This is a genomic window from Klebsiella sp. GFKo11 (assembly GCF_056490265.1).
Genome location: NZ_CM151369.1, coordinates 4,674,017 through 4,686,436 on the forward strand (window position 1 = coordinate 4,674,017; position 12,420 = coordinate 4,686,436).

The 12,420-nt window shown below is 57.0% G+C and carries 9 protein-coding genes; 5 read left to right on the forward strand and 4 right to left on the reverse strand.

What is annotated here, in order from left to right:
- The first annotated feature begins 83 nt into the window (after positions 1-83).
- From AC07P6_RS22580 to AC07P6_RS22600, 5 genes are all read left to right on the forward strand, one after another.
- Complete coding sequence (locus AC07P6_RS22580; protein WP_478314767.1) at positions 84-1,007, forward strand: aminoimidazole riboside kinase; 924 nt, start codon at positions 84-86, stop codon at positions 1,005-1,007.
- Positions 1,008-1,172: 165 nt separating this feature from the next.
- Entirely contained in the window at positions 1,173-2,690 is a 1,518-nt protein-coding gene (locus tag AC07P6_RS22585) for a carbohydrate porin (RefSeq protein ID WP_478314768.1), read from the forward strand.
- A gap of 124 nt (positions 2,691-2,814) precedes the next feature.
- Entirely contained in the window at positions 2,815-4,185 is a 1,371-nt protein-coding gene (locus AC07P6_RS22590; protein WP_478314769.1) for a sucrose-specific PTS transporter subunit IIBC, read from the forward strand.
- On the forward strand, positions 4,185-5,585 hold the full coding sequence (locus tag AC07P6_RS22595; protein ID WP_478314770.1) for a sucrose-6-phosphate hydrolase: 1,401 nt from the start codon (positions 4,185-4,187) through the stop codon (positions 5,583-5,585). Before AC07P6_RS22590 ends, AC07P6_RS22595 begins: the two co-directional genes overlap by 1 nt.
- 30 nt (positions 5,586-5,615) lie before the next feature.
- Positions 5,616-6,620 (forward strand): LacI family DNA-binding transcriptional regulator, encoded by a 1,005-nt coding sequence (locus AC07P6_RS22600; protein WP_478314771.1) that lies wholly within the window; start codon positions 5,616-5,618, stop codon positions 6,618-6,620.
- 335 nt (positions 6,621-6,955) lie between these two features.
- Here the strand turns inward: AC07P6_RS22600 and licT are convergent, their stop codons facing one another.
- The 4 genes from licT to AC07P6_RS22620 all read right to left on the reverse strand — a co-directional run bounded on the left by licT (position 6,956) and on the right by AC07P6_RS22620 (position 12,234).
- Positions 6,956-7,795 (reverse strand): BglG family transcription antiterminator LicT, encoded by an 840-nt coding sequence (gene licT, locus AC07P6_RS22605; protein WP_182237090.1) that lies wholly within the window; start codon positions 7,793-7,795, stop codon positions 6,956-6,958.
- On the reverse strand, positions 7,795-9,216 hold the full coding sequence (locus AC07P6_RS22610) for a glycoside hydrolase family 1 protein (protein WP_478314772.1): 1,422 nt from the start codon (positions 9,214-9,216) through the stop codon (positions 7,795-7,797). The genes licT and AC07P6_RS22610 overlap by 1 nt, the downstream gene beginning before the upstream one ends.
- On the reverse strand, positions 9,213-11,093 hold the full coding sequence (locus AC07P6_RS22615; RefSeq protein ID WP_478314773.1) for a beta-glucoside-specific PTS transporter subunit IIABC: 1,881 nt from the start codon (positions 11,091-11,093) through the stop codon (positions 9,213-9,215). Before AC07P6_RS22615 ends, AC07P6_RS22610 begins: the two co-directional genes overlap by 4 nt.
- A gap of 211 nt (positions 11,094-11,304) precedes the next feature.
- The gene (locus tag AC07P6_RS22620) at positions 11,305-12,234 is read right to left on the reverse strand and encodes a LysR substrate-binding domain-containing protein (RefSeq protein ID WP_478314774.1); all 930 of its coding nucleotides are present in this window, start codon (positions 12,232-12,234) and stop codon (positions 11,305-11,307) included.
- Between the last annotated feature and the right edge of the window lie 186 nt (positions 12,235-12,420).

A 12,420-nucleotide genomic window follows, 5' to 3' on the forward strand; every position in this document is an offset into this window, starting at 1 on the left:
TATGTGACGTTCCCCTCATTCTGTTGCTATGTTTTAATAAGCTAAACCGGTTTAATTAAGTTTAGCTATGGAGAATTTTCAGCATGAATGCAAAAGTTTGGGTTCTGGGCGACGCGGTAGTCGACCTGCTGCCGGAAAGCGAGGGCCGCCTGCTGCAGTGTCCCGGCGGCGCGCCGGCTAACGTGGCGGTGGGTATCGCTCGCCTAGGCGGCAACAGCGGCTTTGTTGGGCGCGTCGGCGACGATCCGTTTGGCCGCTTTATGCGCCATACCCTGCAACAGGAGCAGGTCGACATTAGCCATATGCGCCTCGATGGCCAGCACCGCACCTCCACCGTAGTCGTCGACCTTGACGACGAGGGCGAGCGAACCTTTACCTTTATGGTGCGCCCCAGCGCGGATCTGTTCCTGGCAGAAGAAGACCTACCGGCGTTTGCCGCTAACCAGTGGCTGCACGTCTGCTCTATTGCCCTTAGCGCTGAACCCAGCCGCAGCACCACCTTCGCGGCGATGGAGAAGATCAAACTTGCCGGCGGCCGGGTGAGCTTTGACCCCAATATCCGCCCGGACCTCTGGCAGGATCAGGACCTGCTGCACGCCTGCCTCGATCGCGCCCTGCGGCTGGCAAACGTGGTGAAACTCTCCGAAGAAGAGCTGGTATTTATCAGTGGTAGTGATGATTTAGCACTGGGAATCGCCAACGTCGTCGAGCGATATCAACCTGAGCTTCTGCTTGTGACTCAGGGCAAAGCGGGCGTACTCGCCGCATTCCAGCAACAGTTCATCCACTTCAACGCCAAACCTGTCGTGAGCGTAGATACCACCGGCGCGGGCGATGCTTTTGTTGCCGGACTGCTTGCTAGCCTTGCCGCCAATGGAATGCCGACGGATATTGGCGAGCTGGAACCCACGCTCACCCTGGCACAAACCTGTGGCGCGCTGGCGACAACGGCGAAAGGCGCGATGACCGCGTTGCCTTATCAGCACGATCTTAATCGCCAGTTTTGATCCTTTAGGCCGCCCAGCGCGGCCCACTTTGTTGCATCCATCACAATTATTAAACCGGTTTAGCAAATTCCATTTCAAAATGTTAAAGGTCGTGTTTAACATAGCACCTAAACCGGTTTAGCAAACATACATCATTTTCAATTTTCTCTTTGGGATGCAACCAGCATGTATAGAAAAAGCACACTCGCGGTTCTTATCGCTTTGCTAACCGGCGCCGCCTCAGCCCATGCGCAAACGGATCTCAGCAGTATTGAAGCCCGTTTAATCGCGATGGAAAAACGCCTGCAGGATGCGGAAAACAGAGCGCAAACGGCAGAAAACCGCGCCGAGTCGGCGGAGAAAAAAGTCCAGCAACTCACGACACAGCAGCAAAAAACCCAGGACAGCACCCAGGAAGTGGCTCAGCGTACCGCCAAACTGGAGAAGAAAGCCGATGAGAAAAGCGGCTTTGAGTTCCACGGCTACGCCCGCTCCGGCCTGTTGATGAACGACGCGGCATCCAGCAGCAAAAGCGGCCCCTACCTGACGCCAGCCGGGGAAACCGGTGGTGCCATCGGTCGCTTAGGCAACGAAGCCGACACCTACGTCGAGCTGAATCTCGAACATAAACAGACGCTGGATAACGGCGCGACCACCCGCTTTAAAGCGATGCTGGCCGATGGACAAAAAACCTATAACGACTGGTCGGCCGACTCCAGCGACCTGAATATTCGTCAGGCGTTCGCTGAACTTGGCAGCTTACCGAGCTTCGAAGGGCCATTTAAAGGCTCCACGCTATGGGCAGGTAAACGCTTTGACCGCGACAACTTTGATATCCACTGGCTCGATTCCGACGTGGTGTTCCTCGCGGGCACCGGCGGCGGTATCTACGACGTGAAGTGGAACAACAGCATTCGCAGCAACTTCTCCCTTTACGGGCGTAACTTCGGCGATCTGGAAGACATTGATAACAATGTGCAGAACTACATTCTGAGCATGAACCACTTTATCGGCCCGGTGCAGGTGATGGTCAGCGGCCTGCGGGCGAAAGATAACGACGACCGTAAAGATGCCAACGGTGATGCCATTCAGACCGACGCTGCCAATAACGGCGTACATGCGCTGGTTGGCCTGCATAACGACAGTTTCTACGGCCTGCGTGAAGGCAGCAGCAAAACTGCCCTGCTCTATGGTCACGGCCTGGGCGCGGAAGTTAAAGGCATCGGTTCCGACGGCGCGCTGCTCTCGGACGCCAATACCTGGCGTTTCGCCACCTACGGCACCACGCCGCTTAGCGAACGCTGGCACATCGCCCCGGCGGTGTTGGCGCAAAGCAGCAAAGACCGCTATGTCAAAGGCGATAGCTACGAGTGGGTCACCTTCAACATGCGCCTGATCCAGGAGATCACCCAGAACTTCGCCCTCGCTTACGAAGGCAGCTACCAATACATGGATCTGCATCCCGAAGGCTACAAAGATCGCAACGCGGTGAACGGTAGTTTCTATAAACTCACCTTCGCCCCGACGTTTAAAGTCGGCGACATCGGCGATTTCTTCAACCGTCCCGAGTTGCGCCTGTTCGCAACCTGGATGGACTGGAGCAAAAAACTGGATAACTACGCCAGCGACGACGCCTTTGGCAGCAGCGGTTTCAACGCAGGCGGCGAGTGGAATTTTGGTATTCAGATGGAAACCTGGTTCTGACGGTTAGTACCTGACGACAGATATCTCCGGGGCGACAAGCCCCGGACACAATAACGACGCAGAGACTGCGCCCCCGTAAACACGGGGCGACAATACGAAAATTATTACGCATTCAGAGGGTATTATGGATTTTGAACAGATTTCCCGCTCGCTGCTTCCGCTTCTGGGAGGCAAGGAAAATATCGCCAGCGCCGCGCACTGCGCCACGCGTCTGCGCCTGGTGCTGGTCGATGATTCGCTGGCCGATCAGCAGTCCATCGGCAAAATTGAAGGGGTTAAAGGCTGTTTCCGTAACGCCGGGCAGATGCAGATTATTTTCGGCACTGGCGTGGTGAATAAAGTCTACGCAGCCTTTATTCAGGCGGCAGGGATTGGTGAATCCAGCAAATCGGAAGCCGCCGACATCGCAGCGAAAAAGCTTAATCCTTTCCAGCGCATCGCTCGCCTGTTATCAAACATCTTCGTGCCGATTATCCCGGCTATCGTCGCCTCCGGCCTGTTGATGGGCCTGCTGGGGATGGTCAAAACCTACGGTTGGGTCGACCCGAGCAACGCCATCTACATCATTCTGGATATGTGCAGCTCGGCGGCATTTATTATTCTGCCGATCCTGATTGGCTTCACCGCCGCCCGTGAGTTTGGCGGTAACCCTTATCTCGGCGCGACGCTCGGCGGCATACTGACCCACCCGGCTCTCACCAACGCCTGGGGCGTGGCTGCCGGTTTCCACAGCATGAACTTCTTCGGCCTTGAGATTGCGATGATCGGCTACCAGGGCACGGTGTTCCCGGTGCTGCTGGCGGTGTGGTTTATGAGCATCGTTGAGAAGCAGCTGCGTCGCGTAATCCCCGACGCGCTGGATCTGATCCTCACGCCGTTCCTGACGGTGATTATTTCCGGCTTTATCGCTCTGCTGATTATCGGCCCGGCCGGTCGCGCCCTCGGCGACGGAATTTCGTTTATCCTTAGCACCCTGATTACTCACGCCGGTTGGCTGGCCGGACTGCTGTTTGGCGGCCTCTACTCGGTTATCGTCATTACCGGGATTCACCACAGCTTCCACGCCATCGAAGCCGGGCTGCTGGGCAATCCGTCCATCGGCGTCAACTTCCTGCTGCCGATTTGGGCGATGGCCAACGTCGCTCAGGGCGGTGCTTGTCTGGCGGTATGGTTTAAAACCAAAGACGCCAAAATTAAAGCCATTACCCTACCGTCGGCGTTTTCCGCCATGCTGGGCATCACTGAAGCGGCGATTTTTGGTATTAACCTACGCTTTGTGAAACCGTTTATCGCGGCGCTTATCGGTGGCGCAGCGGGCGGCGCGTGGGTGGTATCCATGCATGTCTACATGACTGCGGTAGGTCTGACGGCTATCCCCGGCATGGCTATCGTGCAGGCCAGCTCGCTGCTGAACTATATTATCGGGATGGTTATCGCCTTTGGCGTTGCCTTCGTCGTCTCCCTGGTACTGAAATACAACACGGACGCTGAATAATGTCACTTCCATCACGCCTGCCTGCGATTTTGCAGGCCGTTATGCAGGGCCAGCCCCGCGCGCTGGCCGATAACCACTATCCCCGCTGGCACCATGCGCCGGTAACCGGGCTAATGAACGACCCCAACGGCTTTGTTGAGTTTACCGGGCGCTATCATCTGTTTTATCAGTGGAATCCGCTCGCCTGCGATCATAAGTTCAAATGCTGGGCGCACTGGAGTTCTGCCGATCTGCTGCACTGGCAACATGAACCGATCGCCCTGATGCCGGACGAAGAATACGACCGCAACGGCTGCTACTCCGGCAGCGCGGTGGATAACCACGGAACCCTCACCCTGTGCTACACCGGCAACGTCAAATTCGATGATGGTAGCCGAACCGCCTGGCAGTGCCTGGCGACGGAAAACGCCGACGGCACTTTCACTAAGCTCGGCCCGGTATTACCGCTGCCGGAGGGCTATACCGGCCACGTGCGCGACCCAAAAGTCTGGCAGCATGAAGGCCGCTGGTACATGGTGCTGGGCGCACAAGATCGGCAAAAGCGCGGCAAGGTACTGCTGTTTAGCTCCGCAAATCTTCATGAGTGGACGAGCGAGGGCGAGATCGCCGGTTACGACATCAATGACCTGCACGACGCGGGCTATATGTGGGAGTGCCCGGACCTGTTCCCGCTCGGCGACCAGCATATTCTAATTTGCTGCCCGCAGGGCATCCCCCGCGAGGAAACGCGCTTTCTTAACACCTACCCGGCAGTGTGGATGGCGGGTGATTTCGACTACGGCCGCGCCGCTTTCAAACACGGCGAACTTCACGAGCTGGACGCCGGATTCGAGTTTTACGCCCCGCAAACCATGCAGACCAGCGATGGCCGCCGCCTGCTGGTCGGCTGGATGGGCGTGCCGGACGGCGAAGAGATGCGCCAGCCGACGCTGGCTAACGGCTGGATCCATCAGATGACCTGCCTGCGCGAACTGGAATTTGTCGACGGCAAGCTCTATCAGCGCCCGCTGCGTGAACTCACCGCCCTGCGCGGCGAAGCGCACGGCTGGCAGGACAGCCCTCTGCCGCTGACGCCGATGGAAATCAGCCTCGAAACCGCAAGCGATGACGCGTTAAGCGTCGATTTCGGCGGCACATTGACGCTTGAGCGCGATACCCACGGGATCCGTCTGGCGCGACGCAGTCTTGCCAGCGATGAAACGCACTATCGCTACTGGTGCGGCGAGGTGCGCTCGCTACGAATTTTTATCGACCAGTCGAGCGTGGAAATTTTCATCAATGACGGCGAAGGGATGATGAGCAGTCGCTACTTCCCGACTTATCCGGCGCTGCTGACTTTCACGGGCAGCAAGCCGGGCGCATTCTGTTACTGGTCGCTGCGCACATGCATGATAGAATAAGCGTTTTGCTTTCAGGCTCATGGCGTCGTGATGAAAACCAAACGCGTTACCATTAAAGATATCGCCGAACTGGCGGGCGTTTCCAAAGCGACCGCCAGCCTGGTGCTGAACGGGCGTGGCAAAGAGCTGCGCGTGGCGCAAGAAACGCGCGAGCGCGTGCAGGCGATTGCCCGCGAGCAGCACTATCAGCCGAGCATTCATGCCCGCTCGCTGCGCGATAACCGTAGCCACACCATCGGACTGGTGGTGCCGGAAATCACCAACTATGGTTTTGCGGTCTTTTCCCATGAGCTTGAGATGTTGTGCCGCGAGGCGGGCGTCCAGTTGCTTATTTCTTGTACCGACGAAAACCCCGGTCAGGAGAGCATGGTGGTGAACAATATGATTGCCCGTCAGGTCGACGGGCTGATCGTTGCATCCTGCATGCATAATGATGCCGATTATCTGAAGCTCAGCGAACAGCTGCCGGTGGTGCTTTTTGACCGCTGTCCTAATGAAAGCGGCCTGCCGCTGGTGATGACCGATTCAATTATCCCGACGGCAGAGCTGATTTCTCGTATCGCGCCGTCGCATAGCGATGAGTTCTGGTTTTTAGGCGGTCAGCCTCGCCTGTCGCCATCACGCGACCGTCTGGCGGGATTCACTCAGGGCCTGGCCCAGGCGGGTATCGAACTGCGTCCGGAATGGGTGATCAACGGCAACTATCATCCCAGCTCCGGCTATGAGATGTTCGCCGCCCTCTGCGCCCGTCTCGGTCGGCCACCAAAGGCGCTGTTTACTGCAGCCTGCGGGCTACTGGAAGGGGTACTGCGCTACATGAGCCAGCACCATTTGCTGGATTCAGACATCCATCTGGCGAGCTTCGACGATCACTATCTCTACGATTCGCTGTCGCTGCGTATTGATACCGTGCAGCAGGACAACCGCCAGCTGGCCTGGCACTGCTACGACCTGATAAGCCAGTTGATTGACGGCAACACGCCCGAGCCGCTACAGCGCTACCTGCCCGCAACGCTGCAGTTTCGTCATCGTTGAAATAACGCGGCATCGGATACCCGTTTTAGACACCGTGCCCGGATTTTTGCCGGGTGGCGGCTAGCGCCTTACCCGGCCTACAAAACCCATCATATCATCAGGCTATGAGTTCTCCGTAAGCCCGCGTAAGCGAAGCGCTGCCGGGTGGCGGCTGACGCCTTACCCGCCCTGGGAAACCCATCATATCATCAGGCTATGAGTTCTCCGTAGGCCCGCGCAAGCGAAGCGCCGCCGGGCAATTCAGGAAAAGCGCACTTTGTCAGCTATCTGCGACGACTTTCGTCGTCTCATTTATGGAACATACCCAGTATTTACGCCCTATTAATAGAACACACTCACGCATCCAGCCCGCTGATTCGCACCAGGTGCACGGTGAGCCATAGCAGCTCGTTGCCGCCGAGGGTGATATCGAGCTGGGCCTTAACGTAATCGCGGATCAGCAGCGCGCAGCGGTAGGCTTCCGGATACTCCTTAATCACCTGCACCAGCAGAAAACTGTCCCGCGCGCCGTCCAGCTCCCCCTCTTGCAGACGCTGGAGGAAGAACTGCATATGGACCAGAAAGCGCGAGTAGTTAATCGATTCGGTGTCTATCTGCTGCTTAAAATGGTACTGCACAAGATTAAAAATATCCTTCAGCATTTTCACCGACTGCATGGTCTGCGCCACGTCGTCGCCCTCGCTCTGGCCGTTCACCAGATGAAACGCGATATTCCCGGCTTCCTCTTCCGGTAGTTCAATCCCGTACTGCTGGCGAATTATCGTCACCGCTTCGCTGGCGACGCGGAACTGCTGCGGATAAAAACGCCTGACTTCCGGCAGCAGGCGGTTTTGAATGGCGATCCCTTTGCGACTGCGTTCAATAGCAAACGTCAGGTGGTCGGCGAGGGTAAAGAAAATCTGCTCGCGAACCTTACTGGCAAGCTGCATATTGGCGCGGGAAATAATCATCGCCGCCATTTCGATGACCTCATCCGGAATGGTGGAGAGCGCTTCAAGATAACCGCTGCGCACGCCGAGCGTCTGGGTCACAAACAGCTTCTCTATCATCTGCGGGGCAATCTCATCCCCCGGTCGGCTGTTGAAGCCAATGCCTTTCCCCATGACGATAACCTCCCGGTTATCGTCATCCATGGAGAGCACCAGACTATTATTGAGCACCTTCTGAACAATCATCACTGAGACTCGTCGTGGTTACCGTTTTGCGTAATGACATCCTTATACCACCAGAAGCTGCGTTTGCGGATCCTTTGCAGACTCTTCAGGTCGTCCTCGCCGCGATCAACGTAGATAAAACCGTAGCGCTTGGCATAGCCCTGATGCGTGCTGACCACGTCAATCGCCGCCCACGGGCAGTAGCCCATCAGCTCGACGCCATCGGCAATCGCCAGGCGCATTTGTTCAATATGCGCCTGTAAGAACGCGATACGATAATCATCATTCACCGTCCCGTCATGCTCCAGCTTATCCGGCGCGCCCATGCCGTTTTCGCTGATCAGAATCGGCAGGCCGTAGCGCTCGCACACTTTACGCAGCGTCAGGCGTAGCCCCACCGGGTCGACCACCCAGCCGTAAGGCGTTTTGCCCACCCACGGATTTTCCGCTGGCCGATAAACCCCCTCTTCGCCCAGCATAATTTGCTGATCGCCCGCGCGCGGGGCAACGTCCGCGCCGTCGCCCCGACTGGCGGCAATCGTCGCGGTGGAGTAGTAGTTAATGGCGATAAAATCCGGCCGCCCCTGCTGCAAAATCAACGCATCTTCTGGCTGCATTTCCGGCGCTAGGCCGCGATCCTGTAAATACGCCCACGCCAGGGCGTTGTAGCGGCCATGCACCGCCACATCCAAAAAGCTCCAGCAGCGCAGCGTTTCCCAGTTATGCGCGGCGATGGCATCTTCCGGCTTGCAGCTTTCGGCATACATCGAAGTGGTATTAATCGCCGGGCCGATGCGCAGCCCGGGAAACTCGCGGTGGCACAGGGCGAAGATCTGCGCCTGGGCCAGCATCATATGGTGATTCTGCTGATACAGCGCTTTCTTGTCCGGCAGCTCACGATCCGCAGGCACGCCAATCGCGCCGGGGTGCAGGATCATGGTGTTCTGCTCGTTAATCGTCAGCCACAGCGGGACTTTATCGGCAAACTCGCTGAACAGCAGCCGGGCATAGCGCACAAACGCCTCCCCGGTTTTGCGGTTTAGCCAGCCGCCTTTTAGCTCCAGCGCCCAGGGCAGGTCGAAGTGGTACAGAGTGACAATCGGCGTAATGCCGTGGCGCGTCAGGGCGTCAATCAGGCGATGATAAAAGGCCAGCCCGGCTGAATTCACCGCGCCGTCGCCGTCCGGGATGACCCGCGACCAGGCCACCGAAAAGCGATAGGCCTTCAGCCCCATTTGCGCCATCAGCGCGACGTCCTCTTCTACGCGATGATAGTGGTCGCTGGCGATACGAAAGTCCGCCGTTCCCGGCGGGTGGCTGAGCATATCGACCACCGACGGTCCTTTACCGTCTTCATTCCACGCGCCCTCGACCTGATAGGCTGAGGTGGACGCCCCCCACAAAAAACCGTCCGGGAACTGCGCTTTGTTTTGATAAATCATGCCTGCGCCTCCTTAGTGGATTGCACCATCAGCTGTTCGCCGTAATCGACCTGCGCGGCGGCGGTCAGGCGCAGTGAATGCTGCTCGTCACCGTTGACCACAATCACCGGAGTAATCAGGTCATACCCGGCCTGTTCGATAGCGGGAATATCAAAGCGGATCAGCTCTTGCCCGGCTTCCACCTTATCGCCCACTTTCAGCACGGAGCTAAAGTGCTGGCCGTTAAGATTAACCGTGTCGATACCAATATGGATAAGCAGCTCAAGCCCACTTTCGCTTTGCAGACCCACCGCGTGACACGATGGCAGGAACATCATCACCGTGCCGCTAAACGGCGCGCGCAGTACCCCTTCCTGTGGACGAATCGCCAGGCCCTCACCCAGCAAACCGCCGGAAAAAACATCATCATTCACTTCACTCAATGCCACCACCTGACCGCGCAGCGGGCTGAGCACTTCAATCTCACCCTCCATTTTCGGGCTAACGACAGGCTGCGGCGCCTCGCTGACCTCTTCTTGATCCTCAGGCGTATCTTTAAAGGCGATAAACCAGGTCAGGGTAAAGGTCACCACGATAGAAATCGCGCAGGTCACCAGCGCATGGACGATGTTCATCGGGTTTTCGCCGATAAACGCCGGCAGCGCCGCGAGGCCTGGCGAGACAAACGCGTAGCGCACCAGCCCGCTCACCCCGGCATAAACCCCGGCGCAGCCGCCGCCGATCATCGCGGCAATCAGCACGCGGCGAAACTTAAGCAGCACCCCGTACAGCGCCGGTTCGGTGATCCCCAGCAGCGCGGTAAAGCCCGATGACGAAGCCAACTGGCGCAGGTTGCTATTTTTGGTTTTCAGCGCCACGCACAGCGTCGCCGCGCCCATCGCCACGTTTGACGCCAGCATCCCCGGTCCGTTAATCATCTCGTAACCGCTTTTACTCAGCTGTCCGGTGGCGATTGGCGTCATCGCCCAGGCGGTGCCGGTAATAATCAGGAAGGGTTGCAGGGTTCCCATCAGCATCGGGATCAACCAGCTGGCGTGGCGGTCGATTGCGCCCGCGCCTGTGGCGACCAGATCGTTAAGCAAAATGCCCGCCGGGCCGACAACCACCAGCGCCAGCGGCGCGGTGATCAACAGAATCAGCATCGGCTTAACGAAGAATTTGATAATCGAGGGTGAGACCTTTTCGGCAAAGCGCTCTACCCACGACATCAGCCACACCGTCAGAATAATCGGCAGCACCGATCCGGCGTAATCGGAAAGCAGAACGTTGATGCCGGCAAAATCGACCGCTTTACCGGCAGCCATCATCTGGCCGATGCCCGGGTGCAGCAGCACGCCCGCAAGGGTCATCGCCAGAATGGGGTTACATTCGAACTTCAGAGACGCCCCGTAGGCCAGCAGCACCGGCAGGAAGAAGAACGCAGCATCGGCAATAATGTTGAGCAACTGATACGTCGAACTGGTTTCGCTAATCACGCCGGTTAGCTTGAGAATGGCCAGCAGCGCCTTGATCATCCCCGCGCCGGTAATCGCCGGGATCACCGGGGTGAAGGTGGTCGAAATAACGCTGATAATGCGTGCGAAAATGCCGGTCGGTTTGGCGTTTTTGTCGCCGCTTGCCGGACTTTTCTTCTCCGGTAGCGCCTTATTAAGCAGGCGATAAACCTGCTGCACCTCATTGCCAATCACAATCTGGAACTGGCCGCCCTTCTCCACCACGCTTATCACGCCGGGGATAGTGCCAATCTGCGCATCGTTAACCTTTGCGCGGTCGTTGAACTCCATACGCAAGCGGGTCGCGCAATGGGTGAGCATTCGGATATTCTCCGCACCGCCCACCGCGTGGAGGATTTTGTCTGCTGTTTCGTTATAGTTCATAGTGTTCCCTGGTGTTGAGGCAAAAAAAAAGACCAAAACGGAGACGCTCCCCTTAACGGGAGAGCATTCCTATTTTGGTCTTGCCTGCTTTCGCAGTAGCACGCCATCATAAAAATGGGTTATTTCGGCGGATTATCTAAGCGGCTTTGCTGTATTTCAATCACCAGCGGGTAAAAATGTGATCTTGATTGAGTAAATTCTTAAGTAAATATCAACCGAGAGCCTGCTGACGCAGCCAGCTCTGCAATAGCTTAGCGTTAGGCGTCATATCGCTATCCTGACGTACGCAGAGGTAGTAATCCCGGCCATCATCTATCGCCGAATCGAAGATTTTCACCAGCTCGCCGCTCTTCAGATAGGGGGCGATCAGCGGCTCGCGCATCAGAGCGCAGCCCAGTCCGGCCTGTACGCCCGCAAGAGTCAGCAGGCCATCCTCAAATAATGGCCCCGTCGAGCGCGGTGGACGCTTTACCCCCTGCTGCACAAACCACTGGTTCCAGGTCGCGCGCTCCTCGTCGTGCAGCAGCGGCATCTGCAATAGCTGCTCCGGGGTATCAATATGCCCATGCAGGCGCAAAAAGGCCTGGCTGCATACCGGCACCATTCTGCCGGAAATCAGCTTTTCGCTCTGATAACCCACCCAGTGGCCGTTGCCAAAGCGGATCGACATATCGGAGGCGTCGCTAAGGTAGTTACGGTGGTTGGCGTAAACCACGTTGATTTCAGTGTTCGGATTGGCATGCACGAACGACGGCAGACGGGGAATAAACCAGCCCATGCCAAACAGCGGGATCAGGCTGATCGTCACCTGCTGGGTTTGCACCTGATCGACCAGATGCTCAGTGGCCTGGCGCAGCACGTTAAACGCCGCGCGGATCGAGCGATAATACTCCCGCCCCTGCTGGCTGAGGGTCAGCCGCCGCCCCTGGCGTTCGGTGAGCGGGATCTGCAAATAACCTTCCAGTACCTTCAGCTGATGGCTTACCGCCGAGGGTGAAATCGCCAGCTCCTGCGCCGCCAGGGTCACGCTGCCCAGCCGCGCAATCGCCTCAAAAGCGCGCACCGCCCGCAGCGGCGGATCGTTGACTAAAGTGCTCTCCGACCAGCTAACCGGCCCTTCTGATTGTTCTGTTTTTTTCATATGTTGATTTTCTTAGCGCATTACCAGATCCAGCACATTCTTTAATTATATTAAAAATCATAAAGATAGTTAACCACACTTTTATAATAAGAAAGAATATATGCGTATTTTACAATTTAATTCATTTGTTGGATGGTAGCTGTTATTTGAGCATCTTGTCGGAAGAATCAGTTGGACACACTCATA

Excerpts from the sequence above, each read along its gene's own strand:
- AC07P6_RS22580 (WP_478314767.1), top strand. The coding sequence starts at position 84 with ATGAATGCAAAAGTTTGGGTTCTGGGCGACGCGGTAGTCGACCTGCTG.
- AC07P6_RS22585 (WP_478314768.1), top strand. The coding sequence starts at position 1,173 with ATGTATAGAAAAAGCACACTCGCGGTTCTTATCGCTTTGCTAACCGGC.
- AC07P6_RS22590 (WP_478314769.1), top strand. The coding sequence starts at position 2,815 with ATGGATTTTGAACAGATTTCCCGCTCGCTGCTTCCGCTTCTGGGAGGC.
- AC07P6_RS22595 (WP_478314770.1), top strand. The coding sequence starts at position 4,185 with ATGTCACTTCCATCACGCCTGCCTGCGATTTTGCAGGCCGTTATGCAG.
- AC07P6_RS22600 (WP_478314771.1), top strand. The coding sequence starts at position 5,616 with ATGAAAACCAAACGCGTTACCATTAAAGATATCGCCGAACTGGCGGGC.
- licT (WP_182237090.1), bottom strand. The coding sequence starts at position 7,795 with ATGATTGTTCAGAAGGTGCTCAATAATAGTCTGGTGCTCTCCATGGAT.
- AC07P6_RS22610 (WP_478314772.1), bottom strand. The coding sequence starts at position 9,216 with ATGATTTATCAAAACAAAGCGCAGTTCCCGGACGGTTTTTTGTGGGGG.
- AC07P6_RS22615 (WP_478314773.1), bottom strand. The coding sequence starts at position 11,093 with ATGAACTATAACGAAACAGCAGACAAAATCCTCCACGCGGTGGGCGGT.
- AC07P6_RS22620 (WP_478314774.1), bottom strand. The coding sequence starts at position 12,234 with ATGAAAAAAACAGAACAATCAGAAGGGCCGGTTAGCTGGTCGGAGAGC.